This window comes from Stenotrophomonas nematodicola (genome assembly GCF_009467805.1).
In the GTDB taxonomy this organism is placed as follows: domain Bacteria; phylum Pseudomonadota; class Gammaproteobacteria; order Xanthomonadales; family Xanthomonadaceae; genus Stenotrophomonas; species Stenotrophomonas nematodicola.
Window position 1 is genome coordinate 251,057 of the sequence record NZ_WIAY01000004.1, and the last position, 26,605, is coordinate 277,661.

The 26,605-nt window shown below is 68.1% G+C and carries 17 protein-coding genes; 9 read left to right on the forward strand and 8 right to left on the reverse strand.

Annotated elements, in window-relative coordinates; all coding sequences use genetic code 11:
• Positions 1–230 precede the first annotated feature (230 nt).
• Together GDJ08_RS14015 and GDJ08_RS14020 are read left to right on the forward strand one after the other, a co-directional pair.
• Positions 231–1,361, forward strand: coding sequence for a slipin family protein (locus tag GDJ08_RS14015; protein ID WP_153165099.1), 1,131 nt, complete (start codon positions 231–233; stop codon positions 1,359–1,361).
• Positions 1,362–1,364: 3 nt separating this feature from the next.
• A complete protein-coding gene (locus GDJ08_RS14020; protein WP_017354759.1) occupies positions 1,365–2,588 on the forward strand; it encodes an RtcB family protein in 1,224 nt (407 codons plus the stop codon).
• On the opposite strand, the gene GDJ08_RS14025 is transcribed toward GDJ08_RS14020, so the two are convergent.
• Together GDJ08_RS14025 and GDJ08_RS14030 are read right to left on the reverse strand one after the other, a co-directional pair.
• Positions 2,578–3,486 (reverse strand): NAD(P)/FAD-dependent oxidoreductase, encoded by a 909-nt coding sequence (locus tag GDJ08_RS14025; RefSeq protein WP_017354760.1) that lies wholly within the window; start codon positions 3,484–3,486, stop codon positions 2,578–2,580. The genes GDJ08_RS14020 and GDJ08_RS14025 overlap by 11 nt on opposite strands.
• Complete coding sequence (locus tag GDJ08_RS14030; RefSeq protein ID WP_153165100.1) at positions 3,476–3,928, reverse strand: Rrf2 family transcriptional regulator; 453 nt, start codon at positions 3,926–3,928, stop codon at positions 3,476–3,478. Before GDJ08_RS14030 ends, GDJ08_RS14025 begins: the two co-directional genes overlap by 11 nt.
• Before the next feature lie 181 nt (positions 3,929–4,109).
• Here GDJ08_RS14030 and GDJ08_RS14035 point away from each other — a divergent pair, with 181 nt between their 5' ends.
• Positions 4,110–6,242: a methyl-accepting chemotaxis protein gene (locus GDJ08_RS14035; RefSeq protein WP_153165101.1), complete on the forward strand. Its 2,133-nt coding sequence runs from the start codon at positions 4,110–4,112 to the stop codon at positions 6,240–6,242.
• A 30-nt stretch (positions 6,243–6,272) separates the two neighbouring features.
• Here the strand turns inward: GDJ08_RS14035 and GDJ08_RS14040 are convergent, their stop codons facing one another.
• Complete coding sequence (locus GDJ08_RS14040; RefSeq protein WP_017354763.1) at positions 6,273–7,172, reverse strand: LysR substrate-binding domain-containing protein; 900 nt, start codon at positions 7,170–7,172, stop codon at positions 6,273–6,275.
• Positions 7,173–7,300: 128 nt separating this feature from the next.
• On the opposite strand from GDJ08_RS14040, the gene GDJ08_RS14045 reads away from it, so the two are divergent.
• Complete coding sequence (locus GDJ08_RS14045) at positions 7,301–8,515, forward strand: MFS transporter (RefSeq protein ID WP_017354764.1); 1,215 nt, start codon at positions 7,301–7,303, stop codon at positions 8,513–8,515.
• An 87-nt stretch (positions 8,516–8,602) separates the two neighbouring features.
• Positions 8,603–9,406 (forward strand): 2,5-didehydrogluconate reductase DkgB, encoded by an 804-nt coding sequence (gene dkgB / locus GDJ08_RS14050; protein ID WP_136006068.1) that lies wholly within the window; start codon positions 8,603–8,605, stop codon positions 9,404–9,406.
• 10 nt (positions 9,407–9,416) lie between these two features.
• On the opposite strand, the gene GDJ08_RS14055 is transcribed toward dkgB, so the two are convergent.
• Positions 9,417–10,115 (reverse strand): alpha/beta fold hydrolase, encoded by a 699-nt coding sequence (locus GDJ08_RS14055; protein WP_153165102.1) that lies wholly within the window; start codon positions 10,113–10,115, stop codon positions 9,417–9,419.
• Between the two features lie 226 nt (positions 10,116–10,341).
• On the opposite strand from GDJ08_RS14055, the gene GDJ08_RS14060 reads away from it, so the two are divergent.
• Genes GDJ08_RS14060 through GDJ08_RS14070 form a run of 3 tightly spaced genes read left to right on the forward strand, consistent with a single transcriptional unit; the run spans position 10,342 to position 16,496 of the window.
• Complete coding sequence (locus tag GDJ08_RS14060; RefSeq protein WP_153165103.1) at positions 10,342–12,651, forward strand: hypothetical protein; 2,310 nt, start codon at positions 10,342–10,344, stop codon at positions 12,649–12,651.
• A gap of 15 nt (positions 12,652–12,666) precedes the next feature.
• The gene (locus tag GDJ08_RS14065) at positions 12,667–16,137 is read left to right on the forward strand and encodes an RHS repeat domain-containing protein (RefSeq protein ID WP_165699814.1); all 3,471 of its coding nucleotides are present in this window, start codon (positions 12,667–12,669) and stop codon (positions 16,135–16,137) included.
• Complete coding sequence (locus tag GDJ08_RS14070) at positions 16,137–16,496, forward strand: hypothetical protein (RefSeq protein WP_136006075.1); 360 nt, start codon at positions 16,137–16,139, stop codon at positions 16,494–16,496. Before GDJ08_RS14065 ends, GDJ08_RS14070 begins: the two co-directional genes overlap by 1 nt.
• A gap of 31 nt (positions 16,497–16,527) precedes the next feature.
• Here GDJ08_RS14070 and GDJ08_RS14075 read toward each other — a convergent pair whose 3' ends face one another.
• Together GDJ08_RS14075 and mgtE are read right to left on the reverse strand one after the other, a co-directional pair.
• Positions 16,528–19,245: a bifunctional acetate--CoA ligase family protein/GNAT family N-acetyltransferase gene (locus tag GDJ08_RS14075; RefSeq protein ID WP_153165105.1), complete on the reverse strand. Its 2,718-nt coding sequence runs from the start codon at positions 19,243–19,245 to the stop codon at positions 16,528–16,530.
• Positions 19,246–19,362: 117 nt separating this feature from the next.
• Positions 19,363–20,733: a magnesium transporter gene (gene mgtE, locus GDJ08_RS14080; RefSeq protein ID WP_017354769.1), complete on the reverse strand. Its 1,371-nt coding sequence runs from the start codon at positions 20,731–20,733 to the stop codon at positions 19,363–19,365.
• 370 nt (positions 20,734–21,103) lie between these two features.
• Between mgtE and GDJ08_RS14085 the strand changes: the two genes are divergently transcribed.
• Positions 21,104–22,906 carry a monovalent cation:proton antiporter-2 (CPA2) family protein gene (locus tag GDJ08_RS14085; RefSeq protein WP_136006081.1) on the forward strand — a complete coding sequence of 601 codons (1,803 nt, stop codon included), beginning with the start codon at positions 21,104–21,106 and terminating at the stop codon, positions 22,904–22,906.
• Between the two features lie 15 nt (positions 22,907–22,921).
• Here the strand turns inward: GDJ08_RS14085 and GDJ08_RS14090 are convergent, their stop codons facing one another.
• Together GDJ08_RS14090 and GDJ08_RS14095 are read right to left on the reverse strand one after the other, a co-directional pair.
• Complete coding sequence (locus tag GDJ08_RS14090) at positions 22,922–26,260, reverse strand: ankyrin repeat domain-containing protein (RefSeq protein ID WP_153165106.1); 3,339 nt, start codon at positions 26,258–26,260, stop codon at positions 22,922–22,924.
• Entirely contained in the window at positions 26,257–26,529 is a 273-nt protein-coding gene (locus GDJ08_RS14095; protein ID WP_136006085.1) for a YcgL domain-containing protein, read from the reverse strand. Before GDJ08_RS14095 ends, GDJ08_RS14090 begins: the two co-directional genes overlap by 4 nt.
• Positions 26,530–26,605: the final 76 nt, after the last annotated feature.

The window sequence follows — 26,605 nt, forward strand, 5'->3', positions numbered from 1 at the left end:
CGCCGCCGGGCCAGCGCCCTGGACGCGCAACGACCCGACGCTCCGCCATGCCAACCGTGGTGGCGTGCGTCGCGGCACGACGCCGACAGCGCCCTGGCGCCGCGTCGCCGGCGTCGCGGGGCTCCCACCTTCTTCCGCCCCACGGGGCACCCCGCGCGTCGTGGCCGGTATCCGGGTGGCGGGCGGTCACCGCACCGGATGCCACCACCAGAGCCCACAGGAGAATGCCCATGTTCTGGACCAGGAAGGTCGTGATCGGCGAAAGCGAGCGCGGCCTGGTGTATCGCAACCGTCAGTTCGAGGCCGTGCTCGGCCCCGGTACCCACCGCTGGTTCGATCCGCGCGGCGAGCGTGAGGTCGTGCTGCACGACATCCGCACACCGCGCTACGCCGGCACCGATGCCGACCTGCTGATGGCCCGTCACGACGCGGATCTGCAGCAGTCGTTCGTGCTGGCCGACGTCGGCCCGCGCGAAATCGGCCTGGTGTACGCCCAGGAGCGCCTGTGCGACGTGTTGCCGCCGGACACACGCCAGCTTTACTGGCGTGGGCTGGTCCCGGTACGGGTGGAGACCGTGGCGCTGGAGACGGTACCGGTGGTGCCGGCGGACATCGTGCTGCGGCTGCGCCAGATCGGCCTGCTGTCGCGTTACACGGTGACTACCCATGTGCCGGAACAGCACGCCGCGCTGGTGTTCATCGATGGCCAGCTGGCGCGTACGCTGGGCCCCGGCCCCGTGTCGTTCTGGAACCTGCAGAGCAGCGTGGTGGTGGATGTAGTGGATCTGCGCCTGCAGGCCGTCGAGGTGGGCGGCCAGGAGCTGCTGACGCGCGACAAGGTCTCGCTGCGCGTGAACCTGTCGGCCAGCACGCGTGTGGTCGACCCGGTGGCCGCACGGACCGGGGTAGCCAAGGTAGGCGAGCAGGTCTATCGCGAACTGCAGTTCGCATTGCGCCAGGCTGTATCGGCGCGTTCGCTGGACGAGCTGCTGGCCGACAAGGCCGCACTGGACGCCGACATCCTGGTGCGCGTGCGTGCGCAGGTGGCGGGCCTGGGCACCGACGTGCTCGGCGTCGGCGTCAAGGACGTGATCCTGCCCGGCGACATGCGCGAGATCTTCAATGCCGTGGTGCAGGCCGAGAAGGAAGCGCAGGCCAATGTGGTACGCCGACGCGAGGAGGCCAACGCCACCCGTTCGCTGCTCAACACCGCCAGGCTGATCGAGGACAGCCCGGTACTGATGCGGCTCAAGGAGCTGGAGGCGCTGGAAAAGGTCACCGCCAAGATCGACAAGCTCACCGTGTTCGGCGGCCTGGATGGCGTGCTGAAGCAGCTGGTGACGATGAAGCCAAAGGAATGATCCATGAACATGCAACACACATTCGAGTATCTGCACGCCGAAGGCGGCACCACCCCGATCAAGGGCTGGGTACGCGGCGTACCGGTGGACGCATTGGCCCGCGAACAACTGGCCAACATTGCCGCACTACCGTTCGTTGGCCCGTGGGTGGCGGTGATGCCCGACGTGCACGTGGGCAAGGGCGCCACGGTGGGGTCGGTGATCCCGACGCGCGGCGCGATCATCCCCGCTGCTGTCGGCGTGGACATCGGCTGCGGCATGGCGGCGGTGCGCACCACCCTGCGCGCCAAGGACCTGCCCGACAACCTGGCCCAGCTGCGCAGCAGCATCGAGCGCAGCGTGCCGGTCGGCAACGGCCGTGGCGGTGAACACCGCCGGTTGCCCGACAGTATCCGCACCCGGATCGAACGCTCCGGTCTGGTGACGCGGCTGGACGCGATCAAGCAGCGTCATCGGCGCATCCGCACCGACAAGCTGGAGAACCAGATCGGCACGCTGGGCGGCGGCAACCACTTCATCGAGATCTGCCTGGATGAAACCGGCGCGGTGTGGGTGATGCTGCATAGTGGCTCACGTGGCACCGGCAACCTGATCGGCACGTACTTCATCGAACAGGCGCGTGAGCAGCTGGCCCGGCGGGTGCTTGGCTTCCACCTGCCGGACCGGGACCTGGCGTTCTTCATGGAGGGCGAAGCGCTGTTCGACGACTACGTCGAGGCGGTATCGTGGGCGCAGGACTACGCCCGCGAGAACCGCGAGGCGATGATGGCGCGGGTGCTGGCCGAGATGCGCCACCGGTTGCCGACGTTCCAGCTGGAGGCGTTGGCGGTGAACTGTCACCACAACTACGTGCAGCGCGAGACCCACGGCGGCGAACCCCTGCTGATCACCCGCAAGGGCGCAGTAAGTGCACGTGCAGGTGAGCTGGGAATCATTCCCGGCAGCATGGGCGACTGCAGCTACATCGTGCGCGGCAAGGGCAACGCGGAGAGCTTCCACAGCTGCAGCCACGGTGCCGGACGCGTACTGAGCCGGACGGCCGCGCGGCAGCAGATCACGCTGGCGCAGCACCGCGAGGCGACCGCCCATGTGGAATGCCGCAAGGACGCGGCGGTCATCGACGAATCGCCGGCCGCCTACAAGTCGATCGAGGCGGTGATGGCAGCGCAGCGCGACCTGGTGGAGGTGGTGCACACCCTGCGCCAGGTGGTGTGCATCAAGGGATGACCGCGCTGTCCTCGGCCACCAGTGCGTGATGAAGGCTGATACCCGCGCGCACCCCTTCGGCATTGGCCAGGGTGATGTTGCCGACCACGGTGGCATCACCCGCCGCGTACACGCCGGGCACCGTGGTCTGCTTCTGCGCATCCACCCGTACCAGCACGCCGACGGGGCTCTCATCCAGCGCGCAGCCGAGCTGCTCGACCAGCGGTGAGCCCATGTGCTGACGGGCGGTCACGAACAGCGCGCGCAGATCGATGCGGCGGCCGTCGGCGAGCACGGCTGCGCTGAGCTGCGGGGCCTCGCCGTCCAGCCCCACGACCTGCGTATGCTCGACAGTAACGCCACGTCGCTGCAACCGGGCCGCGTCGTCCTCGTCCAGCGTCATGCCGTGCGCGAACAAGGTCACCTGGCCCCACTCGGCGAGCAGCCCGGCCATCGTGCTGGACATCGGATGCCCGCCCAGCAGGCCGATCGCCCCGCCGCCGATCTCGTAGCCGTGGCAGTACGGGCAATGCAGAACGCTGTGGCCCCAGCGCTCGGCCAGCCCGGGCAGTGCGGGCAGTTCGTCGCGGATACCGGTGGCCAGCAGCAGCTTGCGCGCAGCCCAGGTCTCGCCACCGGTGGTATGGACGGCGAAGCCATCGGCGGTGCGCGAGGCGCTGTCCACCGTGTCGCTGAGCCAGCGCACGGTCGGGTAGTCCAGCAGTTGCACCTTGGCCCGGCGCAGCAGCTCGCTGCCGGCGATGCCATCCAGGCCAAGCACACCGTGCGAGTGGGCGGCGAAGCGGTTGCGCGGCAGGCCGCCGTCGATCACCAGCACCTCGCGGCGGGCACGCGCGAGCATCAGCGCGGCGGACAGACCGGCAAAACTGCCACCGATGATCACGGCATCAAACGTCATGGGAACCTCCAGCAGCATGGTGGGCCAGGTGGCGGGCGAAGGCCGCGCCGAGGGTGTCCAGGGTGGTGGCGCGCAGGCGCGTTTCGAGCAGCGCCTGGGCTTGCCGGTAACTGTCGTCCAGCGCCGCGTTCACCACCTGCTGGACCGGGCAGCCGCGGCCGCCTTCACGCGCACCGGTGTGCAGCAGCGGGGGCGCGCCGACGGCGACATAGACGTCGTGCAGGGTGATGCTGGCCGGGTCGCACGCCAGTTGGCTGCCGCCGCCGTGACCGCGCACGTTGCTGACCAGCCCCCCCTTCTGCAGCGCCGCCAGCAGACGCCGGATCACCACGGGGTGGGTCGGCAGGCAGGTGGCGAGTTGTTCGGAGGTACGTGGGCCGTCCTGACCGACCAGGTGGGCCATCACGTGCAGGGCGTCGGAGAACTGGTTGCTGGATTTCATGTAACTACGATAGTTACATATTTGCGGGCTGTCCAGTGGCGCTGTTCCATTCATCACTTCGACAGAGACGTCACAAAGAATTCACATCCTTGAATGGAACGGTAAGCGTGACGGACCTCCCACTTCAGAAGGTCCCGACACGCTCCGATACCGCATCGCCCTTCCCTACTTCCTGACGTCCATGTCCATGTTGTCCGCCGCACCCGCGCGTGCCCTGAGCCTGCAGTTCAAGTTGCTGGGCGCACTGTCGCTTGGCCTGTTCATCGTTGTGGTGTGCGCCCTGGCCGGACTCGGCTCGGCCTGGTTGAACCTGTCCACCGAGGTACCCGCCGAGGTCGCCCGCAATGCACGCGCCGACACGCTGCAACGCGAGTTCCGCCTGCAGGTGCAGGAATGGAAGAACGTGCTGATCCGCGGCAGCGACGCGGCCCTGCGCGAACGCCATCTGGCCGCCTTCGATGCCCAAGGCCGCAAGGCACAGGCCCTGGCGCAGGCGCTGGCCGGCGCCGACGATGCGGACACCGCACGCCTGGCCGGCACGTTCCTGGCCCAGCACACCGCCCTGCAGCAGGCCTACCACGGCGCTCTGGAGGCGTTTGCCGCCAGCGGCTACAGCCCGCTGGACGGCGATGCGCTGGTGCGCGGCAAGGACCGCGCGCCCGGGGCCACCCTGGATGCGCTGGGTGAGCGCACCGCCGTGGTGGCCGAGCGCGCGGTGCAGGCGCGCTCGGAACAGGCCCGGCGCACGCTCGTGGTATGCGCGGCGCTGACCGCGCTGGCGGCACTGGTGTTGATGGGGATACTGGCGATCTGGCTGCGTCGTGCGGTGATCGCACCGGTGCTGGCGGTGGAAGCGGCCGCGCGTGCGGTGGCACGTGGCGATCTGGAGCACACCGTGCAGGTCCGCAGCGGCGATGAGATCGGCCGTCTTGGCCAGGCCATGAGCGCGGTCACCCGCACCCTGAAAGACGTGCTGGCCGCCCAGGCCACGATGGCCGCGCGCCATGACGCCGGCCAGATCAGCTATCGCATGGACGATGCCGCCTTCCCCGGCGGCTATGGGCAGATGGTGCGCGACGTCAACGCGCTGGTCGATGCGCATATCCGGGTCAAGCTGCGTGCGATCGAGATCATGGGGCGCTATGCCGTGGGCGACCTGGCGCTGGACATGGAACGGCTGCCCGGCGAAAAGGCGGTGATCACCCAGGCGCTGGACACGGCCAAGGCCAATCTCGGCGCGATCAACGCCGAGATCAAGCGCCTGGCCCGCGCGGCGGCGGCGGGCGACTTCAGCCAACGCGGTGATGAAGCGCGCTATGCGCACGATTTCCGCGAGATGGTGGCCGGCCTCAACCAGCTGATGCAGACCACCGAACAGGATCTGGGCCAGGTGTCGGCGGTGCTGCAGGCGATCGCGCGCGGCGATCTTGGCGCCCGCATGCAGGGCGACTTCCACGGGGTGTTCGCACGCATGCGCGACGACGTGGCGCGCACCAGTGGCCAGCTCACCGGCATCGTCGGCGACATCAAGCAGGCCGCACAGGCGATCCAGACCGCAGCCAGTGAGATCGCCGCCGGCAACAGCGATCTGTCGCAGCGCACCGAACAGCAGGCCGCGAACCTGGAGGAAACCGCCGCGTCGATGGAAGAGCTGACCTCGACCGTGCGCCAGAACGCCGAGCACGCCCGCCAGGCCAACCAGCTCGCCATCGGTGCACACGCAGTGGCCACGCAGGGCGGTGAGGTGGTCGGGCAGGTGGTACTCACGATGGGGGCCATCGAAGCCTCGTCGCGCCGCATCGCCGACATCATCAGCGTCATTGACGGGATCGCCTTCCAGACCAACATCCTGGCGCTCAATGCCGCCGTCGAAGCCGCGCGCGCCGGCGACCAGGGCCGCGGCTTTGCGGTGGTGGCCAGCGAAGTGCGCACGCTGGCGCAACGGTCGGCCGCCGCCGCCAAGGAGATCAAGGGTCTGATCGATGCCTCCGTCGGGGACGTGGCGACCGGAGCCGCCCTGGTGCGCCAGGCGGGCCAGACCATGCAGGAGATCGTGGGCGGCGTGCAACGGGTGACCGACATCATGGCCGAGATTTCCGCGGCCTCGCAGGAGCAGTCGGCCGGCATCGAGCAGGTCAACCAGACCGTGGTGCACATGGACGAAGCGACGCAGCAGAACGCAGCCCTGGTGGAGGAAGCGTCGGCGGCCGCACGCAGCATGGAAGAGCAAGCAATCGTGCTGAACGCGGCGGTGGACGTGTTCGTGCTGGACACCCGACGGGCGGCCGGCCCGGGCGTGCCGCAGGCGGCGTAACGGGTGGCGCGTGCCGGCCCGCGGCCGGCACTACACGTAGGGGGGGCCGACCATCGCGGCGGCGAGGTGGTCGAGGAAGGAGCTGATCCGCGCCGACACGGCGGTGTTGCGGTAGTACACCGCGTGGATGGGCTGGCGCACCTCCACCGTGAGCGTGGGCAGCACCTGCACCAGCGTCCCGTCCGCACGGTCGCGATGGGTCATGAAGTCGGACAGGCAGACGATGCCCACGCCTTCCAGCGCCAGCCGGCGCAGGGTTTCGCCACTGGATACCGCCACTGCCGGCCTTACATGCAGCAGCGCGTCGGTATCGCCCGGCAACGGCCAATGGTTGAGCGAATCCGGTTCGTTGAAGCCCAGCAGCGTGTGCGCCTGCAGGTCGGCCACGCGGGCCGGTGTGCCGTGCTGCTGCAGGTACGCCGGGCTGGCCAGCACCCGCAACCGGCTGTGCGCCAGCGGACGCGCATGCAGCGTGGAATCGGCCAGCGGTCCGATCCGTAGGGCGACATCGGTGCGGCGTTCCAGCAGGTCGATGTAGCGTTCGCTGCTGTTGAGTTCCAGTGCCACCTCCGGGTAGCGCGCGCGATAGCTGGCAACCAGCGGGGCGATCACGTGCAGCACGAAGGGCATCGCCGCATCCACCCGCAACCGCCCGGCCGGCCGCTCGCGGCGCGCGGCGATCTGCTCTTCGGCCGCCTCCACCGAGGCGACGATGGCGCGGGCCTGGGCCAGGAACGCCTCGCCTTCCTCGGTGAGCTGCAGGCGGCGGGTGGTCCGGGTCAGCAGGGTGGTACCGAGCTTCTCTTCCAACCGTCCCAGCGCGCGGCTGACCCCGGAGGGCGTCTGCGCCAGCTGTTCGGCCGCGGCGGTGATCGAACCGCTGTCGATCACCGCGATGAAGGCCTGCATTTCGTCGAGGGTGGTTTTCATCGGACGGGCACTCAACGGACGAGGCCCATTATTGACCATGAGGCAATAGTCATTGGCGTGAAGACCGCTTTTTCGGCACGAGTGCGGCGCGCAGACTGCGCAGCCTCTCTTCCCACCGGTAATCGACCATGTCCCGTGGCATCCCCCTCGCCCTGCTGGCGCTTACGCTTGGCGCGTATGCCATCGGCACCACCGAATTCGTCATCGTCGGGCTGATCCCGACCATCGCCGCCGACCTCGGCGTCTCCCTGCCCTCGGCCGGCCTGCTGGTCTCCCTGTACGCCCTGGGCGTGGCGATTGGCGCCCCGGTGCTGACCGCACTCACCGGCCGGGTGCCGCGCAAAACCCTGCTGGTGGCGCTGATGGTGCTGTTCACCCTGGGCAATGTGATCGCCTGGATGGCGCCCGGCTATGGGTCGCTGATCGTGGCGCGCGTGCTCACCGGCCTGGCCCACGGCGTGTTCTTCTCGATCGGCTCGATCATCGCCACGTCGGTGGTGCCCAAGGAAAAGGCCGCCAGTGCGATCGCGATCATGTTCACCGGCCTCACCGTCGCCCTGGTCACCGGCGTGCCGCTGGGCACCTTCATCGGCCAGCATCTGGGTTGGCGCGCCACCTTCCTGGCCGTGGCGGCGCTGGGCGTGATCGCCCTGATCGGCAGCCTGCTGTTCGTGCCGCGCAACCTGCAGCGCAGCGCACCGGCCACGTTCGGCCAGCAGCTGTCGGTGCTGGCCCAGCCGCGCCTGCTGCTGGTGTATGCGATCACCGCGCTGGGCTACGGCGGCACCTTCCTGTCGTTCACGTACCTGGCCTCGATCCTGCAGGACGTCACCGGCTTCTCGGCCAATGCGGTCAGCGGCGTGCTGCTGGTGTACGGCGTGTCGGTGGCGATCGGCAACCTGTGGGGCGGCCGCCTGGCCGACCGCCGCGGGCCGATTCCGGCGCTGAAGCTGATCTTCGCTCTGCTGGCCGCCGTGCTGTTCATGCTGACCTTCACCGCCTACAACACCTGGCTGGTGCTGCTGACCGTGCTGGCGCTGGGTGCGGTGGCTTTCGGCAACGTGCCGGGGCTGCAGGTGTACGTGGTCAAGCAGGCGCAGCGCTTCGCCCCCCAGGCGGCTGACGTCGCCTCGGGCCTGAACATCGCCGCCTTCAACGTCGGTATCGCGCTCGGTGCCTCGCTGGGCGGCCTGGTGGTCGATCACATCGGCCTCATGCACACCCCGTGGCTGGGTGCGTTGGTGGTGATGGGTGCCTTCGGGCTGACCGCGCTGAGCGGCCGGCTGGACCGCCGCGACGGTGTCGCCGACCGTGCCGACGGCATCGCCGTCACCGCACATTGATCGCTCGCGCAGCGGACCTGCCGTCTGCTGCGCATCATTCAACGGTGCACGGCGTAGCCTGCATCGCATCCGCACGAAGGAGTTTCCATGAGCATTCCCGCATTCGGCCTCGGCACGTTCCGCCTGAAGGGCCAGACCGTCATCGACTCGGTCCGCAACGCGCTCGACGTGGGCTACCGCGCCATCGATACCGCGCAGATCTACGACAACGAAGCCGAGGTGGGCCAGGCCATCGCCGACGCCGGCCTGGCCCGCGACGAGCTGTTCCTCACCACCAAGATCTGGATCGCCAACGTCGCCCACGACACCTTGCTGGAAAGCCTGCGCGAAAGCCTGCGCAAGCTGCGCACCGACCACGTCGAGCTGACGCTGATCCATTGGCCCTCGCCCAAGGACGCCGTGCCGATGGCCGAGTACCTGGGCGCGCTGGCCGAGGCGAAGGCGCTGGGCCTGACCCGGCAGATCGGCATCTCCAACTTCACCATCGCGCAGACCCGCCAGGCGATCGGGATTCTCGGTGCCGACGCCATCGCCACCAACCAGATCGAAGTGCATCCCTACCTGCAGAACCGCGCGTTGATCGCGTTCCTGAAGGATCAGGGGATCCATGTCACCGCCTACATGAGCCTGGCCTACGGCGAGGTGCTGAAGGACCCGGTGATCCAGGCCATCGCCGACCGCCACCAGGCCACCCCGGCCCAGGTCGCGCTGGCCTGGGCACTGCAGCAGGGCTACGCGGTGATCCCCTCCTCCACCAGGCGTGAGAACCTGGCCAGCAACCTGCTGGCGGCGGACCTGCACCTGGGCGAGGCGGACATGGCGCAGATCGCGACGCTGGACCGTGGCCAGCGCCTGGCCAACCCCGACGGGATCGCGCCGGACTGGGATTGACCGGCAGCGCCTAGCGGAGCAACCAGCCGCGCAGCGCGTCGCTCACCTCATCCGGCTGCTCCATTGGCGCCAGGTGCCCGCAGGCGGGTACCACCACCAGGGTGGAGCCTGGCACCAGGGCGTGCATCTCCTCACTGATGGCCAGCGGCGTGATGCGGTCGTTGGCACCGCACACGATCAGCAGCGGATCGCGGTAGCGGGCCAGCACGTCGTGACCATCGACGCGATCCAGCGCGCTTTGACGCAGGAACACCGCCGCCCCCAGCCGGGCGGTCATGTCGCGCACGCGCTGCACCAGTACATAGTCGTCCAGCCGCGAGGCATCGATGTAGCTGCGCATCAGTGTGTCGCCGAAGCCGTGGAAAGTGCCGGGCAGGCGCACGCTGGCGCGCTGCGACCGGCGCTGGGCAGCGCGTTCCGGCGAATCGGCATGGATCGAGGCATCGATCAACGCCAGCCGCAGCACACGCTCCGGCGCAGTCCGCAGGATCTGCTGGGCCACGAAGCCGCCCAGCGAGAACCCGGCCAGGGCGAAGCGGTCCGGCGCCTGCGCCAGGACGTCGTCCACGACCGCCTGCATCGTCTCGCCGCGGGTCTGGTCGCCCACCGTGCAGTCGGCGATGTCGGACAGCGCGGCGATCTGCCCGCGCCAGAGTTCAGCGTCGTTGAGCAGGCCTGGGAGCAGCAGCAGGGGGATGCGGTCCGTCATCCGGACATTGTCGCTGCTGCCTGTTGGCAGACCAAGGGTGGCGTGGCAGTGAGCCAGCACTTCACCGGCCATTTTTCTTACAGCCGATGGAGGTGTCTCCCTACATCATTATCAGAGATCCCCGACGTCCGGCGCACCGCGCGCTATTGCGAACATGGCCCCCAACATCGCGTGGGCAGCAGGGGTGCCTGCTCATCGCGCCGGATCGCCGCCACAGGGGACCTGCATGAACCGTCTCACTTTCACGCTCGCCAGCGGGCTGCTCGGTATTGGGCTGTGTACCGCAAGCCACGCCCAGAACTATCTGGAAGAAGTGTCCGACTACGCGCAGAAGGTGCAGGCACGACGCACCGCCGCGCTGGACGCCAGTGAGGCATTTGGGGAGCAGATCTCCTACCTGGATGGCGGAACGCGGTTCTCGGCCACCGATATCTCCATTCCCGGCAACAACGCCTTGAAGGTGGAGCTCACCCGCAGCCGGCAGATCGATGAGCGCTACTTCATTTCCGGCTCGCGCCTGTTCGATTTCGGGTCGCTCTACGACTGGCAGCTGGAGGCCCCGTTCCTGGAGGGCACCTTCACCAGTCACGGCTGGACGATGGCGGCCGAGGGCAACCCCTCGCGCAATGCCCGGTGCAGCCTGCAACAGGCGCCCTACAGCGCCATTCTGGGTGACTTCTACATCGAGAAGATGTGGTCGGGCTACAACCTGCATCTGCCCGGACAACCCGCACGGCTGATGCTGAAGGCGGCCGCAGCCATTCCGATGCCGGCAGATGGTCAGACCTATCCGTGGGCCGCCGATGGGGACATCCGCATCCGCTGCCTGCCCCAGCTCAAGAATGGTGCGCCCGGTGAAGGGTTCCTTGCCGTCATGCCGGATGGAACGCGTTACTACTTCGACACGATGATCACCCGGCAGATGCCGAATTTCCGCCTGCGCACATATCACACCGTCCCCCAGTACAAGGTGTACCTGGCCGCATCGCGTGTCGAGGACCAGCAGGGCAACTGGGTCACGTACACCTACGTCAACGACAACCTTGCCTCCATACAGTCCAACGACGGCCGCAGGATCGACCTGGCCTACCAGAATGGACGCATGGTCAGCGCCACGACCGCAGGGCGCACGTGGCAGTACCAGTATCGCGAACCGACCAGCACGACCGATGGCGGCCTGGCGGCAGTGATCCTTCCCGATGCCACCCGTTGGAGCTACGACTGGGTGGGCAGCGTTCGACCGGCCTGGATGGCACCGCCACAGGAGGGAACCACGCCCTGCGATACCATCATCGGCGAGGTTACCGGGCCCTACGCCTACACCGTCACGCATCCCGGCGGCGCCCGCGCCACGTTCTCGTTCGCATACAAAACCATCTTCCGCTCCACGCTGGATGCCTGCTACTCGCCGGTGCAGCCCAACTACTACTCCGTCTGGTCGCTGACCGATCGAGTGGTCACCGGCGCCGGGCTCGGTGAAATGCGCACACAGCTGTCGATCACCGGCGGATACCCCTCCACACCGCTCCGCTGGTCGACGGTGACCCACCCCGATGGCTCGACCACCCGCTACGGGTTCGGCCACACGTTCCTCGTCGATGAAGGCAAGATCATTGAACGCCAGACCGCCGGGAGCGATGGCGTTGTACTGGAAAGCACCAGCTCGCGGTATCTGAGCTCGCCGCCGGCCGGAGCGCACTACCCGGCGCGTGTTGGAAACAGCCTGCATTTCATGCAGTACGCAGACGGTCTGGTCCAGCCGCTTGCCGAGCGCCTCACTGTGCGGGAGAGCACGCAGTACCGGCGCGCCAGCGACGGGTGGGACGCGTTTGCGAGGCCGACGCTGACCACCCAAAGCGGCCCCTCGGGCGTGATGCGCGAGCGACGGCAATACCTGGACAACCCGGCCCGTTGGATCCTCGGTGCGGTGGCATCGACACACAACGAGGATTCCGGGCAGGTCGTGTCTGCGGCGACGTATGACGATCTGCTGCGTCCGCTGGAGAAGTTCAGCTTTGGACTGCTGCAGGTGAGCTTCACCTACAACGGCGATGGCACGGTGGCAACCGCCACCGATCCCACCGGCCGCATGACCCGGCTTCAGCAGTGGAAGCGTGGCATTCCGCAGCACGTGATCAACCCCGACGGGACCACACGCGGCGCCACCGTCGACGACAACGGCTGGGTGGGCGCCGCGCGGGACGAGAACAATCTCCAGACCAGCTACGCCTACGACTCGATGGGCAGGCTCTCCATGATCACCCTCCCGGCCGATGTCGGCACGGCCTGGAATGCCACCTCCATGACCTTCTCGCGCCTGCCAACAGCCGAGCTGGGCATACCGGCCGGCCATTGGAAGGAAACCGAAGCGACAGGCAACCGGCGCAAGGTGACCTACTACGACGCGTTGCTGAGGCCGGTCCTGGAAGAGGAATACGACGCTGCAGACAGGGCGGGAACCCTGTCCCAGATCCTACGGCGGTACGACCATGCCAATCGGCTGATCTACGAATCGTATCCCGGTCGCTATCGCTGAGGTATGGAGACCCCAATGCGCGCACATGCCCTCCTCCGTTTCCTCCTGCTGCTGACGGCACTCACCGCCTCCAACGCCGCCGCGCAGGCAACCATCAACCTGACCGGGCCGGCCACGACGACGTACGTCGCGCCTGCAAACTTCGATCTCCAGGTGAGCTATTCGGTGTCCTCCGGGCCCAAGGCGGAGTTCATCGAGAACACCGTGATCACCCAGAACGGGGTGACCATCAGTGTCATCCCGCAGGGGACCATCCCTGTACGTGGGCTTCCGCCCGGTCGCTATGAGTACATGTACCGCGTGATCGCCACCCGGATTCTGCCCGATGGCGACATGACCCACCGTCCGATGTCCAGCGGCCCCGTCGTCATCACAGTCAACAATCCACCGGAGCCGATCGATGCCGCCGCGCCGGGCACGATTTCTTCGGTCGGACCTCCGGTAACCGGGCGGCCCATGACAATGTCCATCCAGATGATAAACACCGGCGAAACAACCTGGCGCGCCGGAAGCTACTTCCTCGATTTCGTGAACGGAGGTGACAGCTACGTCTGGGACTTCACCCCGCAGGGCATTTCCCACGACGTGGCCCCCGGCCAGTCGTATACCTTCCAGTTCAACATCACCGCAAAGATTTTCAATACGCACGGATTCAACTACTACTTCCAGTTCCAGATGCGCCGGAACACGGTCGCCTTCGGCCTGCCAACGCAGGTGTTCTCCGTATACATCATCAATCCGATCAACGCCTCACAGTTTGATTCGCAGGAGGTACCCACAACGATGGAGGTGGGCAAGTCCTATCCCGTCACCATCCGGATGCGGAACACCGGCGACTATGTGTGGAGCGCCAGCCAGGCGTATTCGCTCGGCGCGCAGAACCCGCATGACAACACCCTGTGGGGTACCCACCGGATACAGACGGCAGACGTGCCCTTGGGCGCGATCGGAGAGTTCAAGGCGACCGTGGTCGCACCGGCGCAGCCGGGCGTCTACAACTTCCAGTGGCGCATGGTGCGCGATGGCGTGGAATGGTTCGGCGTGCTCACGCCAAACGTCGCCATCACGGTGAGCGAACCGCCCCCGCCTCCGCCTCCGCCGCTGCGGGGAACCACCTACACCTACGATGCGCTGGGCAGGTTGACCGGTACCTCTGCGGACAGTGAACAGGGCCCGCTGGTCACCGCCCAGATCTATCTGGCGGGAAACCGGGTCCAGCGTTCCGATGCACGCAACAACGTGACAACGACGACCTACCAGGCCTATTCGGATCCGGCGACAGATCGGGAAACGCTGATCGAAGAACCCGAGTCCCGCATTACCCGGATTGATCGCACCCCCTACGGCGTCATTACCCGCATCGCGCGGGATTCAAGAAACGGCGCTCCGCTTCAGCGCCATTACGTGTACGACGCCCACTATCGCCTCTGCAAAAGCATTGAACCCGAGACCGGGGCGACCGCTGTCGGCCTGGATGCAGCCGGGCGCATCCTGTGGACCGCCAGCGGGCTGGCGCTTCCTTCAACAAGCAGCTGTGATCAACAGGCTGCCGCAGGCTCCCCGCGCGCGATCACCCGCTCTTATGATGCGAACGGTCGGCTGTCGGCGATCGTGTCGCCGGATGGACTGGGCAACCAGAACATCGCGTACACCCCTGACGGGCTGATCAACACTATTTCCTCCAGTAACGGCGGTGGTATCTCGGCGGTATCGACCTTTACCTACAACAGCCGCCGGTCGCTGGCATCGGAGACGTCGAGCATCAGCAACGAGTCGGATTGGACCATGTCGTATACCTACGATGCCAATGGCTCCCTGGCCGGTTATACCCTTCCGTCCGGTCTCCACATCGACCACCATCCCGATGCGCTCGGCAGGTCGCGGGCCATTACCGACAGCGCCGGACGGACACTTGTCTCGGGGGTCAAGCGTGGTGCGACCGGAACCGTCGCAGAGTTCATCTACGGAAACGGCATTCGCCATCAGCGAACCTTGAATGAGCGATTGTTGCCCAGCCAGGTGAGCGACGCCGGCGTCATGCGGCTCGCCTATGCGTACGACAAGGGCGGCAATGTCAGCTCCATGATGGATCTGGACGGACAGAGCGGCCTCAATCGCCAGATGAGCTATGACGGTGTGGATCGGATACTGAACGTCGTGTCGCCTGAGGCCGGGGTCAACCAGTCATTCTCCTACGATGACTTCGACAACCTCACGCGCCTGACGACCGCAGGAGCCACGCCGTTCAACTACTACTACGATGCCTCGAATCGTCTGACCAACATCCGGACCGACGAGGGCGCGACCATCATTGGCCTTGCGTACGATGCGCAGGGCAACATGATCAACAAGAACGGGCGGACCTTCACGTTCGATGCGAACAACCGGCTCATCGCGTCGGCCGGTTCGACCACCTATGCCTACGACGCCGCGGGCAGGCGAGTCCAGCGCCGGGCAGCGGATGGCCAGGACACGAACCGGTACTTCTATACCCGTTCCGGAAAGCTTGCCGTCCAGTTCGAGTCGAAGGCGCTTCGCCACACTTCGCATGTCTACCTGGATGGCATTGCGGTTGCCGCGATCGAGACCGCCCAGGACGGCACTGCCTCGATCAAATACGTCCACAACGACATCCTCGGAAGTCCCATTGCCTACAGCTCTGCCCAGGGAACCGTGCTCCAGCGTCTCCAGTACACCACCTTCGGCATGTCGGCCGGGGTAAGCGATGGCAAGCCCGGCTTCACCGGTCATGTGGAGGACGCAGATTCAGGCACGGTGTACATGCAACAGCGCTATTACGATCCGCAGATCGCACTGTTCCTGTCGCCGGACCCCGTGCCGACCTTCATGAACCCGGTCGCCATGCTCAACAGGTACCGCTACGCCGACAGCAACCCCTACCGCTACCATGATCCGGATGGACGCTGCACCGGGTCTCACCTGGCCAACAAGGATGGGACCTGCATGAGCACCGGCGAGTTCACCACGATGGCCACCACAGTGAATGGCGGCGGCAACGCGGCGCGGGGCGCAACGCAGACCGGCGGCAGGGCGCGGGTCGGGTGGCCGGTGGGACGCAATGACCCGGAATGGACGCGGGATCCGAAGCTGCGGGAAGAGACCGAGCGCGCCTGGGAGGATTCCAGGCCGAATGCGCCCGAAGTGCGCTCGGGAAGGCCGGGCTCCACCAAACGCGAGAACGGCGGCTGGGTGGTCCTGACCATTGGCGAGCGTCAGCCCTGGCTCTATCGACTGCCTGCCGGCAGCCGTGACAGGATGAGTCAGGAATCCACGATCAAGCCGGACCCGTTCCTCTGCGGCTGTACGGTGCTTGGCTTCTTCCACACGCATCCCAATACGCGCGCGGAGGGGTATGATCCGTTCGGCAACCCGGGCGACGCCACGTTCATGCAGCAGATGGGCGTACCGGGTCTGATCCGAAGCCACGAGGGCTATGAATTCATACCTGTTCGGAGGGGCGAGTGATGTCCAGAGTACCGACGTTCGCGCTGTGCCTTTGTCTTGCTGTCATATCCCCTGCGTGCAACGCCTCGGACAAGGATGCGCTGCAGACACTGCCTGATATGGTGAAGGCCAATGTGCTGGAGGCACAGAAATACCCGGAGTGCGTACGCGTCGTGAACGCGTACGTCCGGCGTACGCGGTCGTGGACACCGGCGGATTATCTGGTGTCCGTCTCACCGCCGTTGGCCGGTGGCCGCGGCTTTGCCGTCCTGCATCAGGACGATCTTGCAGATCCACTGGGCAGGAATGAACGCAAGTCGTTCAGTGTGGAGCTGGACACCACGTGCAGCAAGGTGATCGAGGAGTTCCAGTTCCAGTAGAGGCGGCCGTTTCAACGCTGCCGGGCGGTGCTCACACCGGTACCTGGGGCACCTGTACATCCTGCACCGGCAGCGTCACCACCATCACCGTCGAGTCGTCCGGGTCCAGCCGGGTCTTGAAGCCCAGGCTCTGGCACATCGCCAACATGGTGCTGTTCTCGCGCAGCACCTGGCCTTCGACGACGTTCAGGCCCAGCCACTGGGCGTACTCGATCATGATCGTCATCAGCCGCCAGCCGATGCCGTGGCCCTTGAGATCGGAACGGATCAGGATGCCGTACTCGCCGCGGTCGTAATCGGCATCGGCGTGCAGGCGCACTGCGCCGAGCATGTCGCCGCTGCGCGGGTCGATGGCGACCAGGGCAATCGAGCGCGCGTAGTCGAGCTGGGTCAGGCGCGCGATGAACTCATGGCTGAAGTGCTTGACCGACTGGAAGAAGCGCAGGCGCAGGTCGTCGTCGGTGACGCGGGCGAAGAACGCGCGGAACAGCGCGTCGTCTTCGGGACGCACCGGACGCACGAACGCGGGTGCCCCATCGGACAGGGTGATCGTGCGTTCCCACTCCTTGGGATACGGGAACACGGCAAAGCGCGGGTGGCCGCGGCCCTTGTGCAGTTTGCGCGAGGGGGCAATCGCCACGCGCGCGTCCAGCGCGATCACGCCATCGCGGTCGGCCAGCAGCGGATTGATGTCCAGCGTGCGGATCTCGGGGATGTCGGCGGCCAGCTGCGCCAGCTTGACCAGCACCAGTGCCACGGCGCGTTCATCGGCGGCGGGTACGTCGCGGTACGCCTTGAGGATGCGCGACACCCGGGTGCGGCCGATCAGTTCGTGCGACAGGCGCAGATCCAGCGGCGGCAGCGCCAGCGCCTTGTCGTCGATCACCTCGACGGCGGTACCGCCGCGGCCGAACACCACCACCGGACCGAAGGTGGGGTCGTCGGCGATGCCGGCGATCAGCTCGCGCGCCTTCGGGCGCACGATGGTGGGCTGTACCAGCACGCCGTCGATGCGCGCCTCGGGGCGCAGGCGATGGGCGCGCTCCAGGATCGAGGTGGCGGCAGCATGCACCGACTGCAGGGTGCCCAGGTTCAGGCGCACGCCGTCCACATCGGATTTGTGCGGGATGTCGGCCGAGAACACCTTCACGGCCACGGTGGCGCCCTGCTCCAGCAGCGGTTGGGCCAGGTCCATCGCCTCGTGCGCGTCGCGCGCCTGCATCACCGGTGCGGAGGGGATGCCGTAGGCGGTGAGCAGCTGGTGGGTGGCGATCGGATCGAGCCACTGCTGCCCGGCGGCGAGCGCGGTGTCGACCAGCGCCCGCGCCGCCGCCGTGTCCACCACGAAATCCTCGGGCAGGCTGGGCGGGGTTTCCATCAGCGCGGCCTGCGCGTCGCGGTAGCGCACCAGGTGCTGGAAGCCTCGCACGGCGTCTGCTTCGGTGGGATAGGTGGGCACCCGCGCGGCATTGAGCGTGGCGGTCGCACGGTCGTCGTTGCCCAGCCAGACCGCGAACACGGGCTTGTCGCGGTGGTGGCGGGGGCGCAGCCCCAGGGTACGGGTGAGCGCCTGCGCGGCATCGGCCGAGGAGGTGAAGGCGGTGGGCACGTTGACCACCAGCAGCGCGTCGTTGCCGGTGTCGGACATCAGCGCCTCGATGGCGGCCGCGTAACGCTCGCCATCGGCGTCGACCACGATGTCCACCGGATTGCCGCGCGACCAGCCTTCGGGCAGCACGGCATCGAGCTGGGCGACGGTGGCCGGGGACAGCTCGGCCAGGCTGCCGCGCAGCGCCAGCAGCTGGTCCACCGCCAGCCGCCCTACCCCGCCGCCGTTGCTGAGGATGGCCAGCCGACGGCCGGGGAAGGTGCCGAGCCGGCCGAGGGTTTCGGCGGCGGTGAACAGTTCGTCCAACGCGCTCACCCGAAGCAGCCCGGCGCGACTGAAAGCGGCCCCGTACACGGCATCGGTGCTGGCCAGTGCCTGCACATGGGTGTCGGCATCGGGGTCGATGCGGATGTGGCGGCCGGACTTCACCACCACCACCGGTTTGGCACGCGCGGCCGCGCGCGCGGCCGACATGAACTTGCGGGCGTCGCGGATGTGTTCGACGTAGAGCAGGATGGCGCGGGTGCGGTAGTCGGTGGCGAAGTAATCAAGCAGATCGCCGAAGTCGACATCCAGGGTATCGCCGAGCGAGACCACGGCCGAGAAACCGACCGAGCGTGCCACGCCCCACTCCACCAGTGCCGCGGCGATGGCACTGGACTCGGAGATCAGCGCCAGATCGCCGGCCTGCGGAAAGTGGGCGGCGATGCTGGCATTGAGGCGCGCATGCGGCGCGATCACGCCCAGGCAGTGGGGCCCGAGGATACGCAGGCCCTTGGCGCGCGCAGCCGCTTCGACCTGCGCGGCGAGCGAGCCGGGGCCCTGGCCGAGGTTGGCGGTAAGAATGATGGCGGCGGCCACGCCGCGTGCGGCGGCCGTGGCCACCACCTGCGGCACGATGCTGGCCGGCGCGGTGATGACGACCAGTTCCGGTACCCAGTCGAGGTCCTTGAGCCGCTTGACGGTGCGGATGCCGTCGATCTCGCCGTAGCGCGGATTGATCCAGGCGACCTTGCCGGGAAACCCGGTGGCGCGCAGGTTGCGCATGACGGCACGGCCGGCGGACCGCTCGCGCGGGCTGCCGCCGATCACGGCGACCGACTGCGGGCGGAACACGGATTGCAGGTGGTAGGTGCTCATGGGGTCGAACTGTCACCGGGACACGTGGCTACACGGTACACGCGTGCCGGCGATGTGGGGATGATCTGGCGCAATGACAGGCGCCGGGCGTGGCCCGGCGCCTGCCTGTCGCTGCGGTTACAGCAGCGTTCCGCTCAGGATCATCGCGGCGATGCTGAAATAGATCACCAGGCCGGTCACATCGACCAGCGTGGCCACAAATGGCGCCGATGCGCTGGCCGGGTCGAAACCGAGCCGCTTGAGGATGAAGGGCAGCATCGAGCCGGACAGCGAGCCGAAGGTGACGATGCCGACCAGCGCCGCACCGATGGTCAGCGCCAGCAGCGCCCAGTGCTCGCCGTAGTCGTGCAGGCCCAGCAGCTGCCAGCTCACAATGCGGATGATGGCCAGCACGCCAAGGATGGCACCCAGGGTGACACCCGTGGGGATCTCGCGCAGCGCAACCCGCCACCAGTCGCGCAGGCGCAGTTCGCGCAGGGCCAGGCTGCGGATCAGCAGCGAGGTGGCCTGCGAGCCGGAGTTGCCGCCGGAGCTCATGATCAGTGGAATGAACAGGGTCAGCACCACGGCGCGGGCCAGCTCGTCTTCGTAGTGCTGCATCGCGCTGGCGGTGAGCATTTCGCCGAGGAACAGCACGCTGAGCCAGCCGGCACGCTTGCGCAGCATTTCGAAGAAGCCGATCTGCATGTACGGCTTTTCCAGCGCTTCCATGCCGCCGAACTTGTGCGCGTCTTCGGTGGACTCCTCGATCAGCGCGTCCAGAATGTCATCCACGGTGACGATGCCCAGCACGTGGCGCTGCGCATCCACCACGGGGATGGCGAGCAGGTCGTGACGGCGGATCAGCTGTGCCACTTCCTCCTGGTCGAGCATGGCGTCCACGCTCACTGGGGGATTGACCTGCGCCACGTCGAGAATGGGTTCATCGGGGAGGCCGGTGATCAGCCGGCGCATGGTCACCACCTGCACCAGGACGCGGGTCTGCGGGTCCAGCACGTAGATGGCGTAGACGGTCTCGCGGGTGCGCTCGACTTGGCGGATGTGCTGCAGGGTGCGGCCCACGGTCCAGTCCGAGGGCACGCTGACGAACTCGGTGGTCATCAATGCGCCGGCGGTGTGCGCGGGGTAGCTCAGCAGCTGCTGGATCGACTGGCGCGCCTCCGGTGCCAGCAGCGGGATCAGCCGGGCGCGGTCATCGGCGTCCAGCTCATGGACGATGTCAGTCGCGCGGTCGTCGGCCATCAGCCCGAGCAGCGCGGCGGCACGGGCCACCGGCATCGCGGCGACCAGATCGCCGCCGCGGTTGAGCTCGGGCTGTTCAAGCATCTTCACCGCACGCGGCAACGGCAACGCCGCCAGCGTGTCGGCGGCGCGCGACAGCTCCAGAGTGTTGAGGAATTCCACCGCATCGGCGGTGTTGAAGGCATCGAGGGGCGCGCTCAGGGAGGCGGCATCAGCCACCGGGCGCAGCAGGTCTTTCTGGTTCATCGTATTCGCCTGTCGGGGTCGCATTGCGCAACGCCAACGCTGGCGAACCGACCCGTGTCAGGCGGTAGCCATCGCTGGCGTCGAGCAAGGTCGACTTCTACTGTCGCTGGACATGGGTTGGGGACTCCGGATGGGTGTACTGCCGACGGCGCGGACGCGCCAGCAGCGGCGGGCAGTCTGGACCTCCCCGGCGGCGAGGTCAACCCGGCGCCGGCGGGCCGTTGCGGCGGGATTGTCGTTGCCGTCGCGCGCGCGTCGCATAATGGCCGCACGGCCGGCGGCCGCGGGGCTCGATCCACCGGGGCCTCGATCCACCGGGGCAAGTTCCCCTGAACCACGCGGGTCATCAATGTCATGAGCAGGTCCTCCCATGCATAGCGGCGCGCTCGAGCTGGCCCTGGTCCTGCTGCTGGCTGCGGTGATTGCCGTGCCGGTGTTCAAAAAGCTGGGGCTGGGTGCCGTGCTCGGCTACCTCGCCGCCGGTGTCGTGCTCGGCCCGGACGGGCTGGGCTTCGTGCAGGACGCCGACCGCATCCTGGGCGCGGCCGAGATCGGCGTGGTGATGCTGCTGTTCGTGATCGGCCTGGAGCTGTCCCCGGCGCGGCTGAAGGTGATGCGGCGCTCGGTGTTCGGGGCCGGTGCCCTGCAGGTTGCGCTGAGCGCGCTGGTGCTCGGCGGCCTGCTGCTGCTCGACCACTTCCACTGGAAGAGCGCGTTGATCGTGGGGATTGCGCTGGCGCTGTCGTCCACCGCGGTGGGCCTGCAGCTGCTGTCCGAGCACAAAGCGATCAACAGCGACTACGGCCGCCTGGGCTTTGCGATCCTGCTGTTCCAGGACCTCATCGCCATTCCGCTGCTGGCCGCCATTCCGCTGCTCGGCGGCGCGCGCAACGACACCCTGCAGTGGAACGACGTGGCCGTGGCGCTCGGTGCGCTGGCGGTGGTGATCCTGTGCGGGCGTCCGGTGCTGCGCCGGCTGTTCAACATCATCGCGCGCACGCGCAGCCCGGAAGTGTTCACCGCGATGGCGCTGCTGGTCGTGCTGGGCACGGCGTGGTTCATGCAGGAAGCCGGGCTGAGCCCCAGCCTGGGTGCCTTCCTGGCCGGCGTGCTGCTGTCCGACTCGGAGTTCCGGCATGAACTGGAATCGCAGATCGAACCGTTCAAGGGACTGCTGCTGGGCCTGTTCTTCATCGCCGTGGGCATGGGTATCGACCTGGACCGCATCGTCGCCGAACCGGCGATGATCGCTGCCGGCGTGGCCATCCTGCTGGTGGTGAAGTTCGGCCTGCTGCTCATCATCGGCAAGCTTGCCAAGCTGCGTACGCGGCACGCGGTACTGCTGGGCAGTGTGCTGTGGCTGGGCGGCGAGTTCGCCTTCGTGGTGTTCAACGAAGCGCAGCGCGCGCACCTGCTGGGCAGCGCCAACCATGATCGGCTGGTCGCGATCGTGGGCCTGTCGATGGCAATCACGCCGCTGCTGATGATCGCCCTGCTGCGCCTGCTCGGGCGCGACGATGCCCCCAAGGCGAGCGCGCGTCCGGCCGATACGGTGGATACCGAAGGCAGCCAGCCGCAGGTGATGATCGCCGGCATGGGCCGCTTCGGCCAGGTGGTGGCGCGCCTGCTGACCGCGCAGAAGATCCCGTTCGTGGCACTGGAATCCAACCCCGACACGGTCTCGGACCTGCGCCGGTTCGGCAACAAGCTCTACTACGGCGATCCGACCCGGCCGGAGATGCTGCGCGCGGCCGGCGGCGAGTTCATCCGCGTCTACGTGGTGACCCTGGACGATCCGGACGCGAACATGCGCGCCACGCGCCTGATCCGGCGCATGTATCCCAATGCCGTGGTGCTGGTGCGCGCACGCAACCGCCAGCATGCGTGGCGGTTGATGGACATGTCCGCCGAACCGTTCCGCGAGGTGTTCGGCACCAGCCTGGAGCTGAGCGAGCGCATGCTGATTGCACTGGGCATTCCGGCCGATACCGCGCGCAGCCACGTGCAGCGGTTCCGCGAGCACGACGAGAAACTGCTGCGCGACCAGTACCTGGTCTACGACGACGAAGCGGCGGTCATCCAGACCTCGCGCGATGCGCGCGCGGACCTGATGCACCTGTTCGAAGCGGATGCCGGACGCGACCGCACGCCCGACAACGACCGACGCGGGTAAACGCCCGCGTCGGGGTCAGCCGTTGTCGCGCAGGAAGCGGGCCATCGACGACACGCCCGGCACCAGCGGTTCGAACTCGCCGGCCACATCGATGAAGCCACGCATCACCGCGATTTCGCGCGGGCTGCGGTTGAGCGCGTCGCGCACGTCCGGATCGGCACCTGCACGCAGCAACCGCTGCACGAGCAATGGCAGGCCATGCAGCGCGGCCAGGTGCAGCGGGCCAAATCCACGCGGATCGCGCACGTCCAGCGAGACGTCCTCATCGAGCAGGCGCTCGACGGCAGCCAGTACCACCTGCTCGTCGCAGGCAGTACCCGGTTCGGCGCGGGCGCCGAGCAACAGCAGCAGCGGCGTCACCGAGCCGGCCGCGGCCTGGTCCGGTTCGGCACCGGCCAGCAGCAGCGTATCCAGCAGCGCCAGCAGGCGCGAACGGTCGCGCGCACCGAAGCCGTACAGGGCCGCGCAATGCAGCGGCCCGAGTTGCTGGGCATCACCGGCATGCACGTTGGCACCGGCCGTGAGCAGCCGCGCAACGATATCCGGCAGGCCCAGCGCCGAGGCCAGCATCAGCACGGTCACTCCGCCCGGCAGGCGGTATTCCAGTTCGGCCCCGGCATCGAGCAGCGCCGAGACGATTTCGATCTGACGCATGCTGACCGCCGCCGACAACGGCGTCGCACCGCTCGCGGCTGCGTGCTGCGGATTGGCGCCACGGGCCAGCAGCAGGTCGACCACCGCCAGGTGGCCACCGCCGGACGCGCGCAGCAGCGCGGTGCAGCCCTGCGCGTCAACCGCGTCCACGGCGAAGCCCAGGTCGATCAGGCGGCGAACGGCATCGGCATCGCCGGCCATCGCCGCTGCGGGCAGATCACCATCGCGCAGCGCGCGGCGCGGCAGCGGCCACACGCGCCAGTCCAGCCAGTCGGCCAGATCGCGGCGACCGATGGACAAGGCCACACCGAGCGGCGTCTGGCCGTCGGCGGCCCGCGCTTCCGGCGAGGCGCCCTGCTGCACCAGCAGCTTGATCGACCCTTCGCGGGCCAGCGCGGTCGCCAGGTGCAGGGCGGTCATGCCGTGGCTGTCACGGGCTTCGCGGTCCACGCCCAGTGCCAGCAGCGCCTGCTGCAGCCGCAACCAGCCCAGCCGCACCGCGAGCGACAGCGGCGGGTCACCGGCCGGTGACGCGGCGAAGGGATCGGCACCGCGTTCCAGCAGTTCCAGCGCGAGCTGCTCCAGCCCGCGCGACGCATGGTCATGCTGTGCGCAGGCGCTGAGCAGGCGCGCCAGGCCGCCACGACCGGCCGGCGACAGGCCGTGGCGCAGCAGCACCTGCAACGCCGGCACGGCATCGATGCCGCGTGCGAGCAGCGCGAACATGGGGGTGTCGCCGCAGGCGTCGAGCACCTCCGGGGCGGCGCCGTGCTGGAGCAGCCAATCCACGGCATGCGGGTCCAGTGCCAGCTCGCCATCGTGCAGCAGGGCGCCCAGTTCGTCGGCACCGCACAGGCGCGCCAGCGCCGGCATGCCCTCGACGTTGCCGAAACCGAGCGCTTCGCGCAGCAGATCCAGCGGGGGGCGGTCCGGCAGTGCGTTCGCGGTGGGATCGGCATCGCCGCCGCTGGTCAGGCCATCGCTGACCGCAGCCGGGAGGGGATAGGACGGATCCAGCAACGACACGATCGCCCAGCGGCCGGCACCCGCAGCGATGTCGACCGCGCGCCGGCCCTGCGGATCGGCCGCGTCGGCCGGAATGCCGAGGTCCAGCAGGCGGCGGACCAGCAGCGGCGACACGGTGTCGGCCATGCAGGCCAGCAGCACCGCATTGCGGCCTTCGCCGTCCACGGCGTTGAGGTCGGGATGGTGCGGCAGCAGGTGTTCGACCACGGCGGCACGGCCGCCACGGGCGGCCTCCAGCCACGGCGTCCGCGCAAGGGCGTCGCGCGCTTCCAGGTTCGCGCCGGCGGCGAGCAGCACATCGATGATGTCCACGTGGCCGGCCAGTGCCGCTTCGTGCAGCGCGCTGCGCCGCTGGCGGTCACGCGCGTCGGCCCGGGCCTTGTGCTTGAGCAGCAGCTGCACACCGGCCGGATCGTCTTCCTCGGTGCCGGCTGCCGCCAGCAGAACGGGGGTGCCGTCGGCCGGTTCGGTCTTGGCACCACGCTCCAGCAGGAAGCGCGCCAGCCGCCAGTTGCCGACCTGGCAGGCCACCGCGAGCGGGGACCAGCCATCCAGATTGAGCGCATCCACCTCGGCGGCCGCGTCGCGCAGCAGCGCGGCCACGCCCGGATCGGAACTGCGTGCAGCGTGGTGAAGGGGGGTATTGCCGTCGCTGTCGGCCGCGCGCGAATCGGCGCCGTTGGCCAGCAGGGTCATCACAGCTTCCGGCCGCCCGTGCCAGCTGTCGCGGGTGGCGGCCAGCAGCGGCGTCATGCCGCGCGGCGAGGCGTTGATGTCCACGCCGCGGGCGATCAGTTCGCGCAGCAGGCGCAGGTCGGGCAGCACCGCCGCCAGCACGGCCAGGCTGCGCTGGTCGCGCCATTGCGGATCGGGCAGGCCGTGGGGGTCCGCGCCGGCCTGCAGCAGTTGCAGGGCGCGATCCACCCGACCGCTGCGCGCGGCCTCATACAGTGCCGGCAGGCGTTCATGTTGTCCGAGCGGTTCCAGCGGACGTGGCGGCTGCGCGCTGTCGGCCAGCAGGTCGGCATCGGTGCGGGCATCCGGCGAGCGCGATACCGCGTCGGACAGGGCGTCGGCGGGCTGCACGGTCTGCAGCAGGAGATGGGCCAGCGGCGACAGCAGCAGCGTGGCCACGGCCAGCGGCCAGCGCAGGCCGTCAGGCACCAGGCCCGGCCAGGCGGGCAGGACGACCAGGGCGCACACCGCCACGACCACGGCCGCCACGCCCAAGCCGCGCCATGCCGTGAGGTCGCGGTTGGCCAAAGTCTGCCAGTGGCGCGCCAGGCTGCCATCGCAGCGTTCGATATCGTTCCACACCGGCCAGGTGCGCCAGACACCGAGCAGGGCGGCACTGACCGCTACGCTCAGCCCCAGCACCGCGCCGAGGCTGCCGCTGTCATGCAGTGCGGCGAGCGGCCAGGCGACCAGCGCGGCGAGCAGCAGCGGACCCGGCAGCCACAGGGCGAGGAGCGCGGGAAGATCGCGGCGCACCAGTATCGGCAGTGCAGGCACGGCGCGCGTGCGGCGCCACCAGGACACGCCGAGGGCGAACGCCGGCTGTGCCAGGGCGGCCGCCAGCGCGCCAGGCACGCCCCCAAGCACCGCCGCCAGCGCCAGCAGGCCGCCGACGGCGATCGCGATGGCAGCGGCGCGGGAGGGCCGAAGGTCAGTCATCGCGGGTCATCGCGGCGCGGTACCCGCACCGGCGCGACCGGCGGGGGCGGCATCTGCAGATGGAAGCCGCGCTCGGCCAGATTCGCGCGCACCTGCGCGGCGTCGGCCAGGGCAAGACGACGGTCGGGAGTAAGGGCAACTTCCAGGACGAACGCGAACGGCGCCAGCGTGGCCTTCAGTGCGTCAGGAACGGCGCTGAAGTCATCGCGGACGGCGAGGTAGACGTAGGTGTCCTGCTTGCGTTGGCTTTTATATACGTAGGCTTGCATGCCCGCGGGGCTTTGCCCTGGGAGTGAGTGGGATGATTGTGGATGAAACCGCGCAAGGGCGAAAGCTGCGGCGATG